Origin of the sequence: Pseudoalteromonas sp. SG43-3 (assembly GCF_014164385.1) — a bacterium.
Classification (GTDB): domain Bacteria; phylum Pseudomonadota; class Gammaproteobacteria; order Enterobacterales; family Alteromonadaceae; genus Pseudoalteromonas; species Pseudoalteromonas distincta.
Genome location: NZ_JACJFC010000015.1, coordinates 1 through 22,063 on the forward strand (window position 1 = coordinate 1; position 22,063 = coordinate 22,063).

Annotated in this window: 16 protein-coding genes and 8 tRNA genes; 5 read left to right on the forward strand and 19 right to left on the reverse strand. The window is 39.3% G+C overall.

What is annotated here, in order from left to right; all coding sequences use genetic code 11:
- Window positions 1–450 precede the first annotated feature (450 nt).
- Together H5157_RS14035 and H5157_RS14040 are read left to right on the forward strand one after the other, a co-directional pair.
- Window positions 451–1,866, forward strand: a complete 1,416-nt coding sequence (locus tag H5157_RS14035) for a sodium:alanine symporter family protein (RefSeq protein ID WP_182694390.1) — start codon at window positions 451–453, stop codon at window positions 1,864–1,866.
- Between the two features lie 164 nt (window positions 1,867–2,030).
- Window positions 2,031–3,629, forward strand: a complete 1,599-nt coding sequence (locus H5157_RS14040) for a BCCT family transporter (protein ID WP_182696262.1) — start codon at window positions 2,031–2,033, stop codon at window positions 3,627–3,629.
- Window positions 3,630–4,098: 469 nt separating this feature from the next.
- Here the strand turns inward: H5157_RS14040 and H5157_RS14045 are convergent.
- The 12 genes from H5157_RS14045 to H5157_RS14100 all read right to left on the reverse strand — a co-directional run bounded on the left by H5157_RS14045 (window position 4,099) and on the right by H5157_RS14100 (window position 9,556).
- A tRNA-Leu gene (locus H5157_RS14045) sits at window positions 4,099–4,185 on the reverse strand.
- 38 nt (window positions 4,186–4,223) lie between these two features.
- Window positions 4,224–4,297: transfer RNA gene (locus H5157_RS14050), tRNA-Cys, on the reverse strand.
- A gap of 19 nt (window positions 4,298–4,316) precedes the next feature.
- Window positions 4,317–4,392: transfer RNA gene (locus H5157_RS14055), tRNA-Gly, on the reverse strand.
- A 49-nt stretch (window positions 4,393–4,441) separates the two neighbouring features.
- Window positions 4,442–4,528: transfer RNA gene (locus tag H5157_RS14060), tRNA-Leu, on the reverse strand.
- A gap of 39 nt (window positions 4,529–4,567) precedes the next feature.
- Window positions 4,568–4,643: transfer RNA gene (locus tag H5157_RS14065), tRNA-Gly, on the reverse strand.
- A 64-nt stretch (window positions 4,644–4,707) separates the two neighbouring features.
- Window positions 4,708–4,794, reverse strand: a tRNA-Leu gene (locus tag H5157_RS14070).
- A gap of 37 nt (window positions 4,795–4,831) precedes the next feature.
- Window positions 4,832–4,905: transfer RNA gene (locus tag H5157_RS14075), tRNA-Cys, on the reverse strand.
- A 31-nt stretch (window positions 4,906–4,936) separates the two neighbouring features.
- A tRNA-Gly gene (locus H5157_RS14080) sits at window positions 4,937–5,012 on the reverse strand.
- A 212-nt stretch (window positions 5,013–5,224) separates the two neighbouring features.
- A complete protein-coding gene (gene pgsA / locus H5157_RS14085; RefSeq protein ID WP_032827134.1) occupies window positions 5,225–5,770 on the reverse strand; it encodes a CDP-diacylglycerol--glycerol-3-phosphate 3-phosphatidyltransferase in 546 nt (181 codons plus the stop codon).
- A 42-nt stretch (window positions 5,771–5,812) separates the two neighbouring features.
- Window positions 5,813–7,636, reverse strand: coding sequence for an excinuclease ABC subunit UvrC (gene uvrC / locus H5157_RS14090; protein WP_182724910.1), 1,824 nt, complete (start codon window positions 7,634–7,636; stop codon window positions 5,813–5,815).
- Window positions 7,637–7,645: 9 nt separating this feature from the next.
- Window positions 7,646–8,296 (reverse strand): UvrY/SirA/GacA family response regulator transcription factor, encoded by a 651-nt coding sequence (gene uvrY, locus H5157_RS14095; protein WP_002963136.1) that lies wholly within the window; start codon window positions 8,294–8,296, stop codon window positions 7,646–7,648.
- Between the two features lie 108 nt (window positions 8,297–8,404).
- Window positions 8,405–9,556, reverse strand: a complete 1,152-nt coding sequence (locus tag H5157_RS14100) for a dicarboxylate/amino acid:cation symporter (protein ID WP_182724911.1) — start codon at window positions 9,554–9,556, stop codon at window positions 8,405–8,407.
- Between the two features lie 362 nt (window positions 9,557–9,918).
- Here H5157_RS14100 and cysK point away from each other — a divergent pair, with 362 nt between their 5' ends.
- Together cysK and H5157_RS14110 are read left to right on the forward strand one after the other, a co-directional pair.
- Window positions 9,919–10,887, forward strand: a complete 969-nt coding sequence (cysK, locus tag H5157_RS14105; protein ID WP_002963138.1) for a cysteine synthase A — start codon at window positions 9,919–9,921, stop codon at window positions 10,885–10,887.
- Between the two features lie 142 nt (window positions 10,888–11,029).
- Window positions 11,030–11,464, forward strand: coding sequence for a hypothetical protein (locus tag H5157_RS14110; RefSeq protein ID WP_002963139.1), 435 nt, complete (start codon window positions 11,030–11,032; stop codon window positions 11,462–11,464).
- A gap of 343 nt (window positions 11,465–11,807) precedes the next feature.
- Here H5157_RS14110 and H5157_RS14115 read toward each other — a convergent pair whose 3' ends face one another.
- Window positions 11,808–14,084 carry an acyl-CoA dehydrogenase gene (locus H5157_RS14115; RefSeq protein WP_182724912.1) on the reverse strand — a complete coding sequence of 759 codons (2,277 nt, stop codon included), beginning with the start codon at window positions 14,082–14,084 and terminating at the stop codon, window positions 11,808–11,810.
- 167 nt (window positions 14,085–14,251) lie between these two features.
- On the opposite strand from H5157_RS14115, the gene H5157_RS14120 reads away from it, so the two are divergent.
- Window positions 14,252–16,099 carry a M2 family metallopeptidase gene (locus H5157_RS14120; protein ID WP_182724913.1) on the forward strand — a complete coding sequence of 616 codons (1,848 nt, stop codon included), beginning with the start codon at window positions 14,252–14,254 and terminating at the stop codon, window positions 16,097–16,099.
- Between the two features lie 66 nt (window positions 16,100–16,165).
- Here the strand turns inward: H5157_RS14120 and H5157_RS14125 are convergent, their stop codons facing one another.
- From H5157_RS14125 to H5157_RS14150, 6 genes are all read right to left on the reverse strand, one after another.
- A complete protein-coding gene (locus H5157_RS14125) occupies window positions 16,166–16,969 on the reverse strand; it encodes a putative porin (protein ID WP_182724914.1) in 804 nt (267 codons plus the stop codon).
- Between the two features lie 664 nt (window positions 16,970–17,633).
- The gene (locus H5157_RS14130) at window positions 17,634–18,428 is read right to left on the reverse strand and encodes a putative porin (RefSeq protein WP_002962833.1); all 795 of its coding nucleotides are present in this window, start codon (window positions 18,426–18,428) and stop codon (window positions 17,634–17,636) included.
- A 199-nt stretch (window positions 18,429–18,627) separates the two neighbouring features.
- A complete protein-coding gene (locus H5157_RS14135) occupies window positions 18,628–19,002 on the reverse strand; it encodes a PH domain-containing protein (protein ID WP_007377979.1) in 375 nt (124 codons plus the stop codon).
- A complete protein-coding gene (locus H5157_RS14140; protein WP_182724915.1) occupies window positions 19,002–19,910 on the reverse strand; it encodes an ABC transporter ATP-binding protein in 909 nt (302 codons plus the stop codon). The genes H5157_RS14135 and H5157_RS14140 overlap by 1 nt, the downstream gene beginning before the upstream one ends.
- Window positions 19,907–20,734 carry an ABC transporter permease gene (locus H5157_RS14145; RefSeq protein ID WP_165740937.1) on the reverse strand — a complete coding sequence of 276 codons (828 nt, stop codon included), beginning with the start codon at window positions 20,732–20,734 and terminating at the stop codon, window positions 19,907–19,909. The genes H5157_RS14140 and H5157_RS14145 overlap by 4 nt, the downstream gene beginning before the upstream one ends.
- A 143-nt stretch (window positions 20,735–20,877) precedes the next feature.
- Window positions 20,878–22,059 carry a cystathionine beta-lyase gene (locus H5157_RS14150; RefSeq protein WP_182724916.1) on the reverse strand — a complete coding sequence of 394 codons (1,182 nt, stop codon included), beginning with the start codon at window positions 22,057–22,059 and terminating at the stop codon, window positions 20,878–20,880.
- Window positions 22,060–22,063: the final 4 nt, after the last annotated feature.

Genomic DNA, 22,063 nt, shown 5'->3' on the forward strand with positions numbered 1-22,063 from the left:
AGTAGGTTGGCTGTTAGAACTCAATCTGTACGAGTGCCCACACAGATGATTGCTTTATATTGTTAAAGAACGTTTTGAGTCGCTTTAGCGTCTCAAGGGATGCGAATAATACACCCTTTATTTTTTGAGTCAACACTTTGTTTTAAACTTTCTTTTTAGAAGATTTAAAACCGAAGTTTTATTTAACTCTCTGAGCAGTTCGTGCTTCGCTATGCTTCGGCGTTTCCCGTTTCAGTGGGGTCGCATTATAGGGAGCGGCGGATTTTACGCAAGCGTTATTTGCATAAAATAGTAATTAAAATTAAGCCCCAAGCAAGTGCACACGATAGGCACAAGTTACCCACAAAACCCTGTTGATAACTCTGTTTTTGAACTTTAAAACTAAACACTTTTATCCTGATGTGATAAGTTGCGGTCACTTTTTTTAACTCATGTATTTAGGCAGTATCCATGACAGACATAATAAATAGTATAAGTGCCCTTCTATGGGGGCAAGTTCTCGTCTACTTATTAATAGCAGCGGGCCTCTTCTTTACTTTTCGACTAGGCTTTATTCAATTTGTGCAATTCCCACATATGTTCAAAGTTATGTTTGGTTCTCGTAAATGTGCCGATAACGAAATTTCATCCTTTCAGGCTTTTTGTACTTCATTAGCAGCTCGTGTCGGTACTGGCAATATGGCAGGTGTTGCTGTCGCCTTATACCTAGGTGGCCCAGGTGCTATTTTCTGGATGTGGCTTATTGCATTAATAGGTATGGCTACAAGTTTTGCCGAGAGTACTCTAGCTCAGGCTTATAAAACAAAAGATGCAGATGGTAATTTTAGAGGTGGCCCTGCTTATTATATGCAAAACGGTCTAGGCAAACGTTGGATGGGAACTTTATTCTCGTTATGTTTAATTTTAGCCTTTGGTTTAGTATTTAACGCAGTACAGTCAAACTCTATTGCTGCAGCATTTGAAGTAGCGTTTGATGTACCTAAGTATATAGTAGGCATTTGCTTGGTTATTGGTTCTGGCATCATTATTTTTGGTGGCCTAAAAACAATTTCTCGCTTTGCTGAAATGGTTGTGCCATTTATGGCATTAGCTTACCTGCTGGTTGCACTTTATGTATGCGCCATTAACTTTACTGCACTACCAGATGTGCTAGTGCTTATTATAAAAAGTGCTTTTGGTATTGAACAAGCTGGTGCTGGTGCTATTGGTTATGGTGTTACACAAGCGATGATCCAAGGTATAAAGCGTGGTTTATTCTCAAACGAAGCTGGTATGGGTAGTGCAGCTAATGCCGCGGCTACTGCGACACCTTACCCTCCTCACCCAGCATCACAAGGTTATGTGCAAATGTTAGGCGTATTTATTGATACTATTGTTATTTGTACAGCGACTGCTTCTCTTATTTTACTATCGCAGCAATTAGTACCTGAATCTGGTGTTATGGGGATTGAACTTACACAAGCAGCATTACAAGAACATGTCGGCGACTGGGGTACTTACTTTATTGCTATTGCTATATTGTTTTTTGCTTTTACTTCTATTGTGGCTAATTACTCTTACGCTGAAACAAATTTAATGTTTTTAGAGCACAACTCTAATAAAGGTATGTTTATCTTTAGACTTGTTGTTTTAGGTATGGTGATGTTTGGTGCTGTTGGTGAGCTTGGTTTAATTTGGACGCTGGCAGATATATCAATGGGTTTAATGGCCATTGTAAACGTTATAGCGCTATTTATGCTTTCAGGTGTTGTTGTATGGCTTTCAAAAGACTATAACGAACAACGCAAAAAGGGCTTAATACCCACCTTTGATAAAAGTAAGCATCCTAAACTTGCTAAAGAGGTTGACCCAGAGGCCTGGGAATAGAAAATAATCAGCGAGCTACGGCTCGCTTTTTTAGTTCTAAAAATAACAAATACTACGCTTAATCATCTCATTTCTTATAAATAAAAGTTATATTAATTTTAAAACTATTTTATATTTAATTACGTAGGATGTATGAATTAAGTTATCTATAAAAAGGAGAACCGATGGATGACATGACAAAAAAATACAGTATAGACACTACTGATTACCAAGTTGGGCAAGATAATGTACAAAAGTGGGGATTTGATATCCATAACCCAGTATTTGGTATAAGCGCCTTCTTAGTTGTTTTATTTGTAATACTTACCCTAGTTTTTGACCCTACCGTTACCCGTGATGCACTAACCTCGACTAAAGACGCAATAATTAATCAATTTGATAGTTACTTTATGTTACTAGCCAATGCCTTTGTGATATTTTGCGTTATTTTAGCATTTTCTCCTTTAGGTAAAATTCGGTTGGGTGGCGTAAAAGCTCGTCCTGAACATGGTTACATGTCATGGCTTTCAATGCTCTTTGCAGCAGGAATGGGGATTGGCTTACTGTTTTGGGGAGTTGCTGAGCCAACTGCATATTATACTGGTTGGTATCATATGCCTATGGGCGTTGAGCCAAACTCACCGCAAGCACACTCTTTAGCTTTGGGTGCAACCATGTACCACTGGGGTTTACATGGATGGGCGATTTACGCTGTTGTTGGATTAAGCTTGGCTTTTTTTGCATTTAATAAAGGCCTTCCTTTATCTATACGTTCGGTTTTTTATCCATTATTTGGTGATCGCGCCTGGGGATGGCTCGGTCATATCATAGATATACTCGCTGTACTGTCTACTTTATTTGGTTTAGCTACATCGCTAGGCCTTGGCGCTCAACAAGCTACCAGCGGGATAAATTATCTGTTAGGCACTGATTACGGGACTGCTTTTCAAATATCTGTTATTGGTTTAGTAACGTGCATTGCAATTTTCTCAGTTATTAGAGGTATTGAGGGGGGTGTTAAAGTACTGAGCAATGTTAATTTAATTTGTGCATTTATTTTATTATTAGCCGTTATTGCCCTTACTTTCTCTGATGCAATTACTGCTATTTGGTTTACCCTTGGGGCGTACGTAGAGCACTTTGTACCTTTGAGCAATCCATTCAATAGACCCGATGAAGATTGGATGCACTCTTGGACTGTGTTTTATTGGGCATGGTGGATATCATGGTCGCCGTTTGTTGGGATGTTTATTGCCCGAGTTTCAAAGGGGCGCACTGTACGCGAGTTTTTACTCGTCGTCATTGGCCTACCCACGCTTCTTAGTTTGGTTTGGATGGGCGTATTCGGAAATATGGCAATTACACAAGTTATAGATAAAGTTGGCCCACTTGGACAAAATGGTTTAACTGATATCTCAGTGACTTTATTTCAAGTATACGAGCAGTTACCTCTTTCTAGTTTTATTTCTATTATTTCTATAGCACTCGTTTTGGTGTTTTTTATAACGTCGTCTGATTCAGGATCGCTTGTAATAGATGGTATAACTGCGGGCGGTAAAATAGATGCACCAGTGCCACAACGTATATTTTGGGCTACAGTCGAAGGCGTGATTGCAGCAGTATTGCTCTGGGTTGGTGGCTCGCAAGCATTGCAAGCGCTTCAGTCGGGCGTAGTTACTACAGCTTTGCCGTTTTCAATAGTACTTATTTTAATGTGTGTTGCGCTTATTCAAGGCTTGTTGAGCGAGTATCCAATTTACAAAGCTCAGAGTAAACTGCAATAACAATTTATCCTTTATAAGCGATCCTCAAGGGTCGCTTATAAAATCTTCGCAATTCGTATAACTATGTGCTTAACGCATTCCTTATACTCCTACCTTAAATTTATTTTAGACACCGCACTTCTATTACATTCATTAATGCCACCCCTCGTTAAAACTTAGGTACAGGAGTAATTGCCAAGAAAATTAAATAACCAGCGTTCTGATTTTTTGCTTTGTTATACACAGGTGCTCTTATACCAATTCAGTTAATTAACCAGCTGGGATAAAAGTAGTAACGGTTAATTACAAACAGGGAGCTTTATAAATGTATGATGATGAAACTCTAAGATAATAAAAAGAAATAGATTTTAAAGGTAAGTAGGTATTAAAAATAAGATTAGAGAATTTAAGTAAGAATAATTTTTGAATGTTTTAAAATTAGAAGCAATTTAGAATTTAAGTGAATTTTATCTGAGGATTTTAGTAAAGATGGTGCCCGAGGCCGGACTTGAACCGGCACGACTTGTTAGTCGAGGGATTTTAAATCCCTTGTGTCTACCAATTCCACCACTCGGGCATCGAGTTTGCTAATTAAAGCGTGTGGAGTAAATTATATGGAGGCGGAACCCGGAGTCGAACCGGGGTAAACGGATTTGCAATCCGGTGCATGGCCACTCTGCCATTCCGCCTAAATATTTCCAAATAATTTGGAGCGGTACACGAGGCTCGAACTCGTGACCTCGACCTTGGCAAGGTCGCGCTCTACCAACTGAGCTAGTACCGCAAAATACTATTTTATCAACTTTAAATTATCTTGGTTAAACAATTTAAAGTGGTGCCCGAGGCCGGACTTGAACCGGCACGACTTGTTAGTCGAGGGATTTTAAATCCCTTGTGTCTACCAATTCCACCACTCGGGCATCGAGTTTGCTATTTAAAGCAAGTGGATAAAACTAATATGGAGCGGTACACGAGGCTCGAACTCGTGACCTCGACCTTGGCAAGGTCGCGCTCTACCAACTGAGCTAGTACCGCATCATATTAATTCTAAATTAACCATTTTATAAATTACACTTGGTAATGCAATTAAACCACAAAGTGGTGCCCGAGGCCGGACTTGAACCGGCACGACTTGTTAGTCGAGGGATTTTAAATCCCTTGTGTCTACCAATTCCACCACTCGGGCATCGAGTTTGCTAATTAAAGCGTGTGGAGTGTTGAAATGGAGGCGGAACCCGGAGTCGAACCGAGGTAGACGGATTTGCAATCCGGTGCATGGCCACTCTGCCATTCCGCCCCAGTACGGGGTATTAACCTTAAGACAAACTTGGAGCGGTACACGAGGCTCGAACTCGTGACCTCGACCTTGGCAAGGTCGCGCTCTACCAACTGAGCTAGTACCGCATTTTATTTATCAGTTATTTGAATTAGCACATGATGATTTATGTGAACATTCAGGTAACTGATTAATTACCGTTTTGTTTATCTCGGGGGCTATGCCCTCTCAACACGGACGCATTCTACAGAGATTATTAAACGCGTCAATACAAAAAATGCTAGTTTTGAACTGTTTGCTTGTTTTTTATCTAAAACGGTGCGTTATTATACATTTAGAGTTAATTTTTAGTCAATTCACCCCATGCTGCACGTAAATATTGCATCATAGAACTCAAGGTTAAAAAGGTCGCAATGTACAGTAGTCCAAAACTTAAATAGTTCATCCATGTATCATATTGCCAAATCAAACCGATAATGGCTAACATTTGTGCAGCCGTCTTAATTTTACCCATGTTTGATACAGCGACATTACCACGCTTACCCTGCTCTGCCATCCATTCACGAAGTGCAGATATGATAATTTCACGGCTTATTATAATAAGAGCAGGTATTGTCATGTACATTGACTGGTACTGATCAGATAACGCTACAAGTGCGGCACATACCATTACTTTATCAGCAACAGGATCTAAAAAAGCACCAAAAGGGGTTGATTGCTCAAGCTTTCTTGCTAAATAACCGTCTAGTATATCGGTGATTGATGCAAGCCAAAAAATAAAGGCGGCAGCAAAAAAAGCCCAGCTATAAGGCAAATAAAATATCACCAAAAAAACGGGGATAAGAAAAAGTCTAAATGTTGTGAGTGTGTTTGGAATATTCCACATAACTACTTGGATATGTCTTTTTTGCTATATTCGCATGTAGGGCTAGCCCTTGTCATGCAAATGGTTAAATATCTTCTCAGCCATGTCAGGGCTGATCCCAGGAACTTTCTTTAACTGTTCTATATTAGCAGCTTTTACTCCCTGCATGCCCCCTAAATATTTTAATAATGTTTGGCGACGTTTAGAACCTACTCCATTTATTTCTTCTAATAGTGATTGTGTTCGTTGTTTTTGACGTTTATTACGATGCCCTGCAATAGCAAAGCGATGAGATTCGTCGCGTATATGCTGAATCAAATGCAGTGCAGGTGCATCAGAATCCATTGGGATAGTTTTTCGACCACCGTCAATCAATAGTGTTTCAAGGCCTGGTTTACGGCTAGTACCTTTAGCAACACCGACCAATAATGGCATTTTTGTATGCGGCCAGTTAGAAAAGTACTGCTCCGCGCGCCCCAGTTGCCCCTTACCACCATCAATAAAGATAACGTCTGGAATTTTGTCTTCATCTACTAATTTGTTGTAACGCTTATTAAGTGCAAACTCCATTGCAGCATAATCATCACCACCGGTTATACCCGTTACATTATAGCGCCTATACTCTCTCGTATTTGGGCCTTGTGAGTCAAATACAACACAACTTGCAACAGTGTTCTCACCCATGGTGTGGCTTATATCAAAACACTCCATTCGGGTAATATCATCAAGTCGCAGTGTTGCTTTTAATTGTGCATAACGTTTATTAATAGAGTCTTGGGTACTTTGCTTAACTGCAATACTGTTTAATGCATTTTTATTGGCCAGTTGTAAGTATTGAGCACGCTCACCACGGGTAACTACTTTAAGTGTTACTTTGCGCTCACTTATTTGTGTGAGTGCTTCACCGAGTGCCCCGCTCTCTTCTATTTCAAAAGGTAATATGATTTCTTTTGCAATACGCCCTGTTGCTCCTGGCGCTAAATAGTACTGTCCTAAAAATGAAGTCAATATTTCTTGCTCACTTGAATCTTTAGGTACTTTTGGAAAATACGTTTTACTACCCAATACTTTGTGATCGCGGATCATTAATAAATGAATACCATTTAAACCATTTAAATGAGCAAAACCAACTACGTCCATTTCAGCAAAATTACCTGATATAGACTGTTGCTCCTGCATTTTACGAAGTAGCATTATTTGGTCGCGAACTTTTGCCGCCAGTTCAAAGTTTAATTGTAGGCTGGCTGCTTCCATTTTTTTTATTAAATCAGCAATAACTTCGTGAGATTTACCCGTTAAAAACTTACGGACATAGTCAACTTGCTCGCTGTAATCATCATCCGTGACTTTATTCACACACGGAGCTGAGCAACGCTTAAGCTGATATTGCAGACACGGGCGACTTCTTGCGCGGTAATAGGCATCTTCACATTGACGAACAGGAAATATTTTTTGCATTAACCGCAAGCTTTCAGATACCGCTCCCGCGCTCGGGAAAGGCCCAAAGTACTCACCTTTAATTTTACGACTGCCACGATGAAACGCTAAACGAGGGTGTTTATGGCTAGTTAATAAAATATAGGGATACGACTTATCGTCGCGTAATAATATGTTGTAGCGAGGCTGGTATTTTTTTATTAGATTATTTTCAAGCAGCAGCGCTTCTGTTTCAGTATTAGTGAGTGTGACTTCGATGTCACAAATATTACTCACTAAAACGCGTGTTTTGCTATCGGTAATGTTACTTCTAAAGTAACTGCTCACACGCTTTTTTAAATGCTTAGCTTTACCAACATAAATAACTTGGTTGTCACTATCAAGCATGCGGTATACACCCGGCTCACTTGATAGCGTTTTGAGAAAATGTACGTGATCAAATTCAGACATAAATTATAGTTAGTACGAAACGTCTATATCAATCATTTTATGACGGATTGCTAAATGGGTAAGCTCAACATCACCACCTACATTTAGCTTTTCAAACATACGGTAGCGATAGCTATTTACTGTTTTTGAACTTAGGTTTAAACGCTCAGCTATATTTTGTGCTTTTTCACCTTTAGTGATCATAAGCATAATTTGCAGTTCGCGTTCAGATAAGCTCTGAAAAGGATTTTCGTCTGTGCGACCTGTCACTTGCGCAAGTGCTATTTGCTGTGCAATTTCAGGGGCAATATAACGCTGACCGGCATGAACACAACGAATGGCACGCACCATTTCGTCAGAGCCAGCACCTTTAGTTAAAAAGCCATGTGCACCAATTTGCATTACTTTACTCGGAAACGGGTCTTCACAGTTAACGGTAAGCACAATAATTTTTACATCAGGGCAGTAACGACAAATCTTTTTAGTCGCTTCTAATCCGCCCATGCCTGGCATATTCATATCCATTAATACTATGTTTGGCGCATGCTGACGACAAAACTGTACAGCCTCTTCGCCAGTTTTAGCTTCACCAATTACTTTAAACCCTCGTACATCATCAAGAATACGCTTTATTCCTGTTCGTACAAGTTCATGGTCATCAACTAAAAGTACATTAATCAATGGAACATCCTCACTTACCTAACAACATGCAATTTAATTAAATTAATTTGCCACAGTAACATACATAAAGCGAAACAATAACTAATATTATTGCCTCGCCCTAATAGTTTAAGATGACGATTTTTCGCTAAATCTGTCAACCCATAACGCAATGATACCATCACCCGTTACATTACACGCAGTACCAAAGCTATCTTGTGCCAAATAAAGTGCAATCATTAATGCAACTGCTCCTTCATTAAACCCAAGCATGCTTGTTAATAGACCAAGCGCCGACATAACTGCGCCACCTGGAGCACCTGGTGCTGCAATCATTACTACACCTAACATCATAATAAACGGTAGCATACCCATTAATGAAGGGACTTCCATGCTTGGCGATAAAAACATAACAGCCATTGCACAGGTTACTATAGTGATAGTTGAGCCAGATAAGTGAATAGTCGCGCAAAGTGGTACGGTAAAGTTTGCTACATCTTCTTTAACGTTATTTGCTTTACTTGATTGAAGCGATACTGGAATCGTTGCTGCACTTGACATAGTACCTAACGCTGTAAAGTAAGCTGGTAGCATATTTTTAACTAATTCGATTGGATTACGTTTCAATAGTACACCTGTCGCTATATATAAAACGCTTAACCATAACCAGTGCATAACAAGCGCTGCAATTAGTACTACGCCAAATGTTCGCAGTGTATCTACCACAGTACCCGCTACCGTCATTTCGGCAAATACACCTGCAATGTAAAATGGTAAAGCAGGGATAATTACTTTTGATAATAATCCGTCAATCACATCACGGCCCTGATCAGACAACTTTTTAAGCGTATCAAGCTCTAATTGGCTCATGCCTATACCAAATACAAAAGCAGTTACTAATGCGGTCATTACCCCCATCAAAGGTGGAATTTCTAAATCAATAAAGCTGCCAATTTCTGTAGCAACTTCTGCCTCGAATGTAATACCACCGCTTAAAAAAGGGATAACAGCACTTACTAATAAAAATGCAAGCGTACCTGCAATAATTGTAGAGCTATAAGCAAACCCGACTGTTTTACCAAGTAAGTGACCAGACCCTTTTGGTAGGCCTGCAATACCTGATGCAATAAAAAATAATATAATAAGTGGAATGGTAAAGGAGATAATTTGACCAATCAGCTCTTTTACTGTGAATAAAAGTTCAACACCAGTTATAGGTACATATAGTCCAACTAGGATACCGGCCACAATACCGGCAATTAATTTTAAGATTAATTTCATTGTGATTGCTTAATTGAATTTAGATACGTGTTTTTATCATGTTTTAGACGCATTGTGTGATAAAACTATTCAAGTTACATTCATATGCACAAATATTGAACAAACACAGCTTAATTCAATACTCTTTTGAACATTTTTTGACTAAACGAAGTTTTACTCTTTAAATTTTAAATTAAGCCCGCACCTATAATAACTAAAGCACCGCTAATAATTGATTTTTATTTCGACTGGTTATAAGCCCAATAGATATATGTTATAGCCAAACTTTACTTTAGTTTTTTTAAACTCACAGTAAAGTGTGTTTATATAGTTAGTAGCAAAGGCTATTAACACGTTGATCAGATTGCATCCAAAGGAACATTATGTCTACTATTTTTGAAGATAACTCACTAAGCATCGGTAATACACCGCTGGTAAAACTTAACCGTGTTACAGGTGGGAATGTATACGCTAAAGTTGAATCTCGTAATCCAAGCTTTAGTATCAAATGCCGCATTGGTGCATCGATGATTTGGGAAGCTGAAAAGTCAGGTCAGCTTGTTGAAGGTAAAGAACTTATTGAACCAACATCAGGTAACACTGGTATTGCACTTGCATTTGTTGCAGCAGCACGTGGTTACAAGTTAACGCTTACTATGCCAAACACCATGAGCCTAGAACGTCGCAAGCTATTAAAAGCATTAGGTGCAAATCTAGTACTTACCGACGGTGCAAAAGGTATGAATGGCGCAATTGAAAAAGCAAAAGAAATTCAAGCAACAGCACCTGATAAGTATATTTTATTACAACAATTCGAAAACCCTGCAAACCCAAAAATTCACTTTGAAACAACAGGCCCTGAAATTTATGATGCGCTTGATGGCAAAGTAGACTTTTTTGTAGCCGGTGTTGGTACTGGTGGTACTATTACAGGTGTTAGCCGCTACCTTAAAACAGAAAAAGGTCTAAACGTTAAGTCTATTGCTGTTGAGCCAACTAACTCTCCAGTTATTAGCCAAACGCTTGCCGGTGAAGAAATTAAACCAGGTCCTCATAAAATCCAAGGTATTGGTGCTGGCTTCATTCCTGGCAACTTAGATATGGACTTAATTGATGGCGCAGAGCTTGTATCTAACGAAGACGCAATTGCAATGGCGCATCAGTTAATGAAAAAAGAAGGTATTTTAGTAGGTATTTCGTCAGGTGCAGCGGTTGTTGCAGCTAAGCGAATTGCTGAAAAGCCTGAAAACGCAGATAAAAATATTGTTGTTATCCTACCTAGTGCAACTGAGCGCTACTTATCAAGCCCAATGTTTGATGAAGAGTTTAGTGAACAAGAACTAGTACAATAAGTAATTTTAAGATTTTTAGAAGGATGCTTTAGGCATCCTTTTTTATTATTTATTATCCAATTTTCTATTTATTGCCTGCCATACCTTTACATCTGCATAGATAAACCACACACTTTAAAAAAACTAATTAATAATAATTAATATGAAAAAAATCACGAGTTTATTAAGTTTGGTCATCTGTTTATTTTTATCAGCCTGTGGTGACGATACCAAAACACTTGGCGACACTCCTGGCGATACAGCAACCGCTTATTTTGATGCGCTTTATAACCAGCAAGACCTTCAAAAAGCCAGCACCATGGCAACCCCCAACCTTACACGTATAATGAAATCCTACGGCACCGCTAAACAGTTTTCTCGTAACTTAGTAAATATGCAATACGATGAAGTCACCATTGAAGTTGATATGACCAATATGAGCGTCCGTGAACAATACGGCGATAACGCTAAAATAAACCTTATTTTTACCGGCTATTTAAATGGTGATAAAATTGACGAAATGCGCAGTGTAAAAATGCTTCGTAAAAAGGGAAAATGGTATATAGATAAAATTGTTGCCGACCCTTACGCTCGTTAAAAATAAATGAATTAAACATAAAAAAGGCCTTACATTCGTAAGGCCTTTTTCGTTTTAGCAGGGCGTGTTGATCTTTGTGGATTGAAATTTGTTCAATCTAGGGGCGATTTAATCGCGGCGCGAGGTTTGTAACCTAGTGGGCTAAGTAAAAACCGAGCAACAAAGAGTTAATCGTCCCTAGAAAGAACCCAAAGGGCAGCGCATGTTTGGCATTTATGCTGCGTTATCGCCTATTTATGGGGAATAACCACACTACATAGGCTCTGCCTTGCCTAAAAACCAAACAGCCTGCTGCAAATTCAACCACGAAAGGTCAACACGCCCTAGTATTTAAAGTAGTGCGCTACAGCTCACCAGGTTGAAAGTTATCAACTGCAATGGCTTTCTTACGTAGCTTATTAGCATGATGCATTGCATCAGCATCCGTTTGCTCTAACAACTTATTTTCAAGCGCATAATTTATAGCACCTTCAATATCAAGCGTTGCAGGCACACTGCCCTTACGCTGCCATTGTTTTAAGTCTTTAAACTGCGCTTGCATATCATGCATAGCTAAAAATGCGCTTTCCATGACCCCTGTACCTGCATTTTCATCTACATAACATAAATGCGTTAAGCGGTTTCTAAATACACCAGGTTGAGTCATACGCTCGCAAATACTTTGTGCTATTTCATCACTTGGTCTGTGGTAATGGTTTCCAAGCGGGAACACGATACGTTTAAGGATAAAATTAACAACCGGGTTTGAAAAGTTTTTAAAGAAGCCATTAAACGCTTGGCCAATTTCAAATAATGAGTTCTCAATTGCATATTTTACAAATGGTAAATCCGCTTGTTGGCGCCCTTCATCTTCATAACGTTTTAAAACAGTTGATGCTAAGTACAAATGACTTAATACATCACCCAAACGCGCTGATATCATTTCTTTACGTTTAAGCTCACCGCCAAGCATTAACATTGCAACGTCTGTACAAATAGCTAAGCCTCGGCTCATTCTACTCAGTTGTTTATAATAAATAGCCGTTTCACCACCTACAGGCGCTTTAGCAAAGTAGCTACGTGTTAAGCCATGCACAAATGCCATACCTGCATTACTTGCTGCAAATATTATATGGTTCATTAATAAACCATCAAATTGTTCAAGTGCTGCGTCGTCATCTTCCATTGCAGCGGCTTCCATTTCTTTTAAAACAAATGGGTGGCAGCGCGTTGCACCTTGACCAAATATCATTAAATTACGCGTTAGAATATTCGCGCCTTCAACTGTAATTGATACTGGAATCCCCATATAGCCATGCGCCAAATAGTTATTAGGCCCTACTTGAATTCCTTTACCTGAATGAATATCCATTGCATCATTCATTATCGTACGACCCATTTCAGTCATATGGTATTTAGCAATCGCTGTTACAACCGATGGGCTTAATTTTAAATCAATCGCACCTGCGGTCATTAATCTGCACGACTCAAGTGTGTAAGTTAAACCACCAATACGCGCAAGTGCCTCTTGCACGCCTTCAAATTGCCCTATAGATACACCAAACTGCTGGCGTACCATGGCATATGCCGATGTCATTTTTGAAGCTAAATGCCCAGTTGCTGCACTTAATGCTGGTAGTGATATTCCACGCCCTGCACTTAAACACTCAACAAGCATTCTCCAGCCACGCCCTGCACACTCTTGACCACCAATGATCCAATCCAGTGGTATAAATACATCTTTACCGTAAGTGGTACCATTCATAAAGGCCATATTAAGGGGATAATGACGCTCACCCGTTTCAACACCCGGATGATCGGTTGGTATAAGCGCACACGTTATACCTAGCTCTTTTTTATCACCTAATAAAGCGTCTGGATCATACATTTTAAATGCTAAGCCGAGTACAGTAGCCACTGGTGCAAGCGTAATGTAACGTTTTGACCAATTTAAACGCAGGCCCATTACTTGCTCGCCATTGTGCTCACCCATACACACAACGCCTGAATCAGGAATGCTGCCAGCATCAGAGCCCGCCTCTGGGCCCGTTAATGCAAAACAAGGAACATCTGTACCATTAGCTAAACTTGGCAGCCAACGATCTTGCTGCTCTTTAGTGCCATAGTGAAGAAGTAACTCGCCCGGACCTAAGCTATTAGGCACCATAACAGTGACTGCGGCTGTTAAGCTTTTAGTCGAAATTTTTGACACTATCGTTGAATTAGCAATTGCCGAGAACTCACGACCGCCAAATTTTTCAGGAATGATCAGCGCAAAAAAACCTTCTGTTTTTAGGTAATCCCACACTTCTTTTGGCAAGTCTTTGTCTTTTTGTACAATTTGATAATCATCAAGCATCGCCAATAAGGTTTCTACTTGGTTAGCCATAAATGCGTTTTCTTTATCGCTAAGCTCTGGTTTTGGAAAGTGGTGCAGTTTTTGCCAGTCTGGGTTACCACTAAATAACTCACCATCCCACCAAACATCACCTGCTTCCATTGCCTCTCGCTCTGTTTGCGATAATGGCGGAAGCACCTTTTTGAACATTTTAAACGTAGGACGACTAATCAAGTTTAGGCGAATATCTTTAACCGCAAAAATAACCACCACCACGACCAGCAATATTATAAATATTAACATGCGCACATTCCTTACACATTGAATGAAAATAGTAACTTAATTATGACCCATCTTAATTTAAATACAATCATTGCACGACGAGTCGTGAGCCTTAACGCATTCATTTTATTGTTTTAAACATCACTGCTATTATCAACGTTTTAATAACAATAAATTAAAGGAATAGCATGACCCCCTTTCGATTTAAACTAAGTATGAGCGCCTTAATGGTAGCAAGTACTCTTGCTTTAACGGCCTGCGATGCGCAAGTATCTATCGACACTACCGATTCACCACACACTAAAAAAGCTGTAACAGCTAAAGATGCAAATACATTTATAACAAACACAGAAAAAGAACTAAGTGCACTTTATTTAGAATCGAGCCGTGCAGAGTGGATTTACGCAAACTTTATTACTCACGATACATCTGCTCTATCGGCTGAAGTTAACCGTAAAATGACCGAAACAGTCGTGCGTTTAGCAAATGAAGCTGCAAAATACGACGAACTAGAGCTTGATTACGATGCTCGCCGTAAGCTTGATAAACTAAAACTAGCACTTACACTTCCAGCCCCACAAGACGCTGATAAAACAGCGAAGCTTTCACAAATTGTTGCAGAGCTTGGCGGGCTATATGGTAAAGGTAAATACTGTAAAGAAGATGGCAGCTGTTTGAGCCTTGGCGACATGACCTCAAAAATGGCCACCAGCCGAGATTACAACGAACTACTTGATTTATGGCAAGGCTGGCGTGAAATATCAAAACCCATGCGCCCACTTTACGAGCAACAAGTAGCACTTACCAACGAAGGTGCGAAGGAGCTTGGTTATGCCGATACGGGCGCTATGTGGCGCAGTAAATACGATATGCCTGCTGATGACTTTACCACTGAGCTTGACCGTATTTGGGGCCAAGTTAAACCACTTTATAACTCGCTACATTGCCATGTTCGCGCAAAGTTAGGTGAAAAGTACGGCACCGACAAAGTACCTCAAGATCAGCCAATACCAGCGCACTTACTCGGTAATATGTGGGCGCAAGCATGGGGTAACATTTACGATGTTGTTGCACCAGAAAATGCCGATCCGGGTTACGATGTAACCGAGTTATTAGCTCAAAATAATTACGACGAGCTTAAAATGGTAATAGGGGCTGAAACCTTTTTTACCTCAATGGGATTTGAGCCACTGCCAGAGACCTTTTACGAGCGCTCGTTATTTGTAAAACCAAAAGACAGAGACGTGCAATGTCATGCATCTGCATGGAATATAGATAGCAAAGACGATTTACGTATTAAAATGTGTATTCAGCGCACGGGCGAAGAGTTCTCTGTTATTCACCATGAGCTAGGCCACAATTTTTATCAGCGCGCTTACAACAAACAGCCTTTATTTTATCAAGAAAGTGCCAACGATGGTTTTCATGAAGCCATTGGCGACACCATTGCCCTTTCGGTTACACCAGGCTACTTAAAAGAAATTGGCTTACTAGAGCAAGTACCTGATGAATCAAAAGACATTGGTCTATTAATGAAAATGGCACTTGATAAAGTGGCTTTTGTGCCATTTAGCTTAATGGTTGATCAGTGGCGTTGGCAGGTATTTTCAGGGGAAGTAGCACCAGAAAATTACAATAAAGCATGGTGGGAACTACGTGAAAAATACCAAGGAGTGCAAGCGCCTATCGCACGTAGCGAAAACGACTTTGATCCGGGTGCTAAGTACCACGTTCCGGGTAATACGCCTTATACACGTTACTTTTTAGCGCATATTTTACAATTTGAGTTTCATCGCAGCTTATGTGAAATTGCCGGTAACGATAAAGCCATTCATCGCTGCTCTATTTATAATTCAAAAGAAGCAGGGGATAGGCTAAACGCTATGCTTGAAATGGGTTCATCTCGCCCTTGGCAAGAAGCGCTTGAAACTGTAACAGGTAAGCCGCAAATGGATGCAACAGCAATGCTCGATTACTTTGCACCATTACAAACATATTTAGATAAACAAAACGAAGGCCGCAACTGCGGCTGGTAAATAGCGCTGAACAAAAAGCCCGCTCAAATGAGCGGGCTTTTTATTCATATTCTAATTTTAGTTAAATTAAAACTGTAAGCTTAAATTTGCAAAGTAAGCATCATAATCAGAATCATCCCAGTTATTGCCGTAACCTGCTTCTAAACCAACATTGTTGTTGAAAAAGTGTTGAGCACCAAGAGTGTAATCATCATTTTTATTAACTGTAACAAAAACCGATGTTGCTTTGCTGAAATAGTAGTTAGATGCTAATTCCCAGTTACTTGAACCGCCATCAACATCTTCAAGTTTACCTTCAACAGTCAAGTAGTTACCTTGCTGTAAATCAACAAAGTACTTAGCTGCTACTGCACGGTAATCAAACTCATCATCTGCTGTTACTGTAAAGCCAATATAATCAGTGCTGTTTAACTGGTGGTTATATGCCAAATCAAACACAAACTGATTGTCAGCATCTTCTACATCAACAAACGTAGCTTTTAATACAAGGTTTGGGTTAAAGAAGTAACCAGCTGAAAGTTCAATTACATCCGTGCTTGAGCCAAAATCACTATCGAAATTATTGTACTGTGCACCTAATACAAAATCTTCTACAAAATACTCACCGCCAATGCTAGTAACATCTGCAAAATCATTATCACTGTATGCACCATAAACATTTGTTTGCTTATTGATGTACTCAAATTGATCGTAAGGACCTAACGTCGCTTTTGGAGAAAAATAATAAGTTGAGTCAACACTTAGTGTGTCATCACCATCTACATCCACGTATCCTACATGGCTGATTGATTGGTAAGTATCTGCGGCTATTGCAGTGGTTGCAGCGCTTGATAATAAAATGCTCGAAATGATAACGGCTAATTTTTTCATTTTAAATTCCCTATAAATATTACTTTTATGCCTCAGCTGTCTAGCCAAAGTCGGGGCGCATCCTAACGCCAAAAAAATGAACAAAAACTGAATAAGAGGTTAGATTAAAACCACTTAAAATGTAAGTAATTACGAGCGAATGTAAATAATAAGTATCAACAAAATCTGCGTAACAATAGTCTGTCATCATTTAAACTTTAAAAGTAACAAATAAGGTACAAGTTGCCGCCAAATTGAGCACAACTTAATTATTCGATAAACCTCATTAATATAACCTCCCCTCACTAAATTTTTCTAATTTCTCAAAATAATGACTATAATTAATTCATTATTTCTGTATTTATAATGAAAAATAGGTTTGTATCAGTGCATATTTTTATCTGTTTTTTCCCAATAACCATTGTTTACTAGCAAAAACAACTCCAATACTTACTATTTTATAGCTATTATCATCGACTGCACTTAATGACTTTAATAACAATTTAGCCATTCATGGCGACTCTATTTATAATTTAAAAGAAGTATTTAGATGAGCATAATAAAAGCCGTAATTATGGTTAGTAAAAGTTTATAGTTAAAAGATCAAACGTTTAAAAACGACAAAGCCCGCTAAATTTAGCGGGCTTTTGATATTACTTTTGTATTAACTAAGTAGGGGACTTAATTAAAACTGAAAACGCATGTTAGCAAAGTACGCATCGTTATCAGAATCATCAGCGTTGTTTTCGTAACCCACCTTTACACCAATATTTTTATTGATGAAGTGTTGAGCACCAAAGCTGTAAGTGTCTTGCTTGTTGTAGTTAGCAAATACAGATGTTGCTTTTGAGAAGTAATAGTTAGTTTCTGCTACCCATTGGTTTTCTGCGTCATCAATGCTTTCGTATTTACCTTCAAAAGTTAGGTAGTTACCTTGCTGTAAATCAATAAAGTATTTAGCAGCAACTGCACGGTAATCAAAATCGTCGTCTGATGTAAGTGTAACACCTACGTAATCTGTGCTATTTAGCATGTAGTTATAAGCTAAATCAAATAATGCGTAATCGTCGCCGTCTTTGTTTTCAACTAGTGTTACTTTTGCAAGTAAATCAGGGTTGAAAAAGTAACCACCCGTCAGTTTATAAAGCTCACTGTTAGAACCTGAATCTGGGTCTAGGTTTTCGTAAGATGCGCCAACAACAAATTCATTAATAAAGTATTCACCACCAACCGATGTTAAATCGCCAAAGTCGTCATCAGCGTAGCCACCATATACGTTAGTTTGTTTATTGATGTATTCAAACTGATCGTACGGACCTAAAGTTTTTTTAGGAGATAAGTAGTAAATAGAATCTACAGCAACAGTATCGTTGTTATCGCTATTTTTGTAGCTTAGGTTACTAATTGAATTATAGCTGTCTGCAGCAGCCGCAGTGCTAGATAATAAAATGCTCGAAATAATAACTGCTAATTTTTTCATTGTAAGACTTCCCTATGTACATTGCTTTTTATGCTCTAGCTGTATTGCTAAAGTCGAGGCACATGCTAACGTTAGGAAACTGAATAAAAACTTAACTAACCATTTGTATTTATTAAGTTAATTGTAAGGAAGTGTTGTAAACTGTAAAATTAAAGTAGTTGCAACATCTAGTCAACAACTACTTAAAACATGTACCGTATTAAAGCGCGTGTTGGCTAATAATTCGGTAAACATCGTTAATATTATCGCCAGACTTAAACTCTTTACTAATTGGTGTTGGATCTGAGCCAACCCATATTTTTAGCTCGGCATCTAAGTCAAAATGGCCTGCACTTTCTTTACTAAACTTGGTAATTTTAGAGTAAGCAATACTCACCATTTCCATTTTAGAACCTGTCATACCTTGCTTATCAATTAAGATTAAGCGCTTATTAGTAAAAATAAACATATCACGTACTACTTTATATGCTTTTTCTACTTGCTCGCCGTCAATTAATGTATTGGCGAGGATTTTTTCTAAATCAGAATCGTCAACTTCGCTTGCATTACCCATAAGTCCGCTAAGTAAACCCATTATACTTTCTCCTGTTTAAATATTTGATTCTCTAATGTATGACCATTAACTAACTGCCGGTACTGCCAGTGTTGTTGATGACAAAAATTCAGTAGTGCAATATCAAGTGGATCGCTCGTTGGCTGATACTCAACTACATATTCTTTATGTTGGCTCATATACACCCGGCTCACCCCTGCAATTGCTTGAAGCTGTTGCTCAACATTCTGATAAGCCTCGCTTAGCATTAATGTATAAAAGTGTTTATCGGTATTATTAGTTTTTGTTTGGTGCTCGCTTAGTACGCCTTTATCTAAATGAAGTACCTGTGAGCATAGTCGCTCAAGCTCAGTTAAATCGTGAGAGCTTAAAATAAATGTAGCCTGTTCACTTAATTCTGATACCAGCTCACGTACTTCTCTGGCATGAATCGGATCAAGCCCTGCGGTTGCTTCATCAAGCATTACAATTTGTGGTGCGCCAATAAGTGCTTGCGCTATCGTAACGCGCTTGCGCATACCGTGCGATAAATCCCCCGCACGCTGCTTTGCAATTTCTTTTAAGCCAACTAAATCAAGTACACGTAGCGCCTCAGTTTGGCTTTGCTTAGCACCCATACCTTGTAGTTTTGCATAAAAGGCGAGTTGCTTGTCTATATTAAAACGAGGGTCAAGTTGTGCATCTTGCGGTAATGCACTTACTTGATTAAATAAAGCAGCACTACCTGGCTTATGCCCTAATATTTCAAGGCTGCCTTTACTTGGCGCTATATAGCCGCACAACAAACTAAATAAGGTAGTTTTACCCGCACCATTTGGCCCAACAAGCGCCACTGGCGCGCCTTTGTTAATTTCAAAGTCCACATTATTAAGCGCAAGTTTTGCACCATACGATTTACTCAAACCGCTAGCTGTAATTAATGGTCTCATAGTGAGCTCCTTGCAAAAATACGTTGAGCAACGCTTAGTAGCACCGCTGTTTGTACAAGGGGAATAGCAACAGCGCTTAATAATGGTAAATTTTGCCCCGCTAATAACTCTATTTGCACACCCGGAAATAAATAATCAAGCAAGCCTAATGCGGGTATTTGCCATTGCAATATACCAACTACAATACCGCCTGCTGCAAAATATAAAATTGCCAATACAATAGATAAGCGCGATGAACGAGCAAAGGTATTTATTAACGTCATAAGTGCTACAAATGGGCATAAAGTAACAACTAATATTAAAAATATAGAAAGTGCACGGGCAAAACCACCAGCCAGTAAACTTGGATCTCTAAACCCTAGTACAGCGAGCGTAGCCACAAGAGTAATGCCCACTAAGCAGGCTAATACCGCTAGCTGTCCTAAAAAACGGCCAAACAGTATTTCAAAGCGAGTGGAGCGCAGTGATAAAAACCTCAGTGTGCCACGCTCTCTGTCGCCTACCGTTTGGTCGCTACAAATAAATAAACCAAAAACGGGAAAGCTATACAGGGCTATTAACCAGTACATAGCAAATTCGGCCTCAGGCCAATCTAATAACTTACTTAAACCAATAGAACCTGATATATCACGAGCTATTTGCTCAAAATCGGGCGCACTTACAATGCCTACTGCTTGCCCTATTGGGTAGCGCAGTATGATTAGCCACACCAATGCAAAGGCAGCTAATGCAATAAGTCCACGTTTAGTTAAAAACATACGTACAAGCTCAAATCCCGCTATTTGCGTTAATCGCCCTACGTTTATCGGTAATGGTGTTGCCATTGACTATCCTTAATGACTTTTTATTTTCTGTGTATTTATCCACACTAAGTGTAAACACCTTGAATTACCAGCAAAAAAAAGCCCACCTATGGTGAGCTTTGTAACAATACATTTAAATGTAACAGCATAAATTGCGATATAAATTATAAATTCTGCTTATAAACCTCAAGTGCTTGGCTTAAATCGCTAATTAAATCTTCAACATCTTCAAGGCCAATATGCAGGCGAATAACCGGGCCTAAATCCCAACCTGTATTTGAACGTAGCCCTTTCATAGTTAAATTAGCCGTTACTAAACTTTCAAAGCCGCCCCACGAAAAGCCCATTTTGATATGCTCAAGGCTATCTAAAAATGCATCAATCGCTTTTTGATTACCGGTTTTCATTACAAATGAAAACAGCCCATTACTGCCATTAAAATCACGTTTAAAAAACTCATGTCCTGGGCAGGTTTCAAATACAGGGTGGCGAATATGATCAACAAGCTCATGTTGTTCAAGCCATTTAGCTACTTCTATTGCTGCTTTTTCATGTTGATTTAAACGCACACCCATTGTACGCAGGCCTCTAAGCGCTAAATACGCATCATCGGCACTGGTACATTGCCCTAGTAAGTATGAGTTTTCGCGCAAAGTTGGCCAATACTTTTTATTAGCAACAGCCACCCCCATCATCACGTCCGAATGGCCAACAATATACTTTGTTGCAGCTTGAATACTAATATCAACACCGTGCTCTAACGGGCGATAATGCAGACCGTTACCGTAGGTATTATCAAGCATGGTCATTACGTTGTGCTCATTGGCTACTTTTACCATAGCGGGCACATCTTGCACTTCCATCGTAATAGAGCCTGGAGATTCTAAAAACAACACTTTAGTATTTGGCTGAATGTAATCTTTAATACCTGCGCCAATGGTTGGCGGGTAGTACGAAGTGGTAATTCCAAGCCCTGCTAAAATTTTATCGCAAAAATCACGAGTGGGCTCATACACGTTATCAACCATTAAAATATGATCACCGCTTTTTAAAAACGATAAAAATACTTGGCTGATCGCCGCCGCGCCACACGGGTATAGTGCACACCCTTCACCGCCTTCAAGTTCTGTTATGGCTTCTTGCAGCGCAAAGTGTGTTGTTGTTCCCCGGCGCCCATAAAATAACGTTTTATCGCCACGGGTTTTAGCCGCTTCTTTTAAATCGGCTACAGTATCAAATACAATGGTAGATGCCCGTTGTACAACCGGGTTTACTACGCCGTGTGTATACGCTTTTTTGCGTCCTGATGACACTAGCTGAGTGTTTTTATTACTTTTACTCGACATTGTT

Coding starts and splice junctions, on each gene's coding strand:
- H5157_RS14145 (WP_165740937.1), bottom strand. CDS start 20,734: ATGGCAACACCATTACCGATAAACGTAGGGCGATTAACGCAAATAGCG.
- H5157_RS14135 (WP_007377979.1), bottom strand. CDS start 19,002: ATGGGTTTACTTAGCGGACTTATGGGTAATGCAAGCGAAGTTGACGAT.
- H5157_RS14100 (WP_182724911.1), bottom strand. CDS start 9,556: ATGAAATTAATCTTAAAATTAATTGCCGGTATTGTGGCCGGTATCCTA.
- pgsA (WP_032827134.1), bottom strand. CDS start 5,770: ATGTGGAATATTCCAAACACACTCACAACATTTAGACTTTTTCTTATC.
- H5157_RS14130 (WP_002962833.1), bottom strand. CDS start 18,428: ATGAAAAAATTAGCAGTTATTATTTCGAGCATTTTATTATCTAGCACT.
- uvrC (WP_182724910.1), bottom strand. CDS start 7,636: ATGTCTGAATTTGATCACGTACATTTTCTCAAAACGCTATCAAGTGAG.
- H5157_RS14140 (WP_182724915.1), bottom strand. CDS start 19,910: ATGAGACCATTAATTACAGCTAGCGGTTTGAGTAAATCGTATGGTGCA.
- H5157_RS14150 (WP_182724916.1), bottom strand. CDS start 22,059: ATGTCGAGTAAAAGTAATAAAAACACTCAGCTAGTGTCATCAGGACGC.
- H5157_RS14120 (WP_182724913.1), top strand. CDS start 14,252: ATGACCCCCTTTCGATTTAAACTAAGTATGAGCGCCTTAATGGTAGCA.
- H5157_RS14115 (WP_182724912.1), bottom strand. CDS start 14,084: ATGTTAATATTTATAATATTGCTGGTCGTGGTGGTGGTTATTTTTGCG.
- H5157_RS14125 (WP_182724914.1), bottom strand. CDS start 16,969: ATGAAAAAATTAGCCGTTATCATTTCGAGCATTTTATTATCAAGCGCT.
- H5157_RS14110 (WP_002963139.1), top strand. CDS start 11,030: ATGAAAAAAATCACGAGTTTATTAAGTTTGGTCATCTGTTTATTTTTA.
- cysK (WP_002963138.1), top strand. CDS start 9,919: ATGTCTACTATTTTTGAAGATAACTCACTAAGCATCGGTAATACACCG.
- H5157_RS14035 (WP_182694390.1), top strand. CDS start 451: ATGACAGACATAATAAATAGTATAAGTGCCCTTCTATGGGGGCAAGTT.
- H5157_RS14040 (WP_182696262.1), top strand. CDS start 2,031: ATGGATGACATGACAAAAAAATACAGTATAGACACTACTGATTACCAA.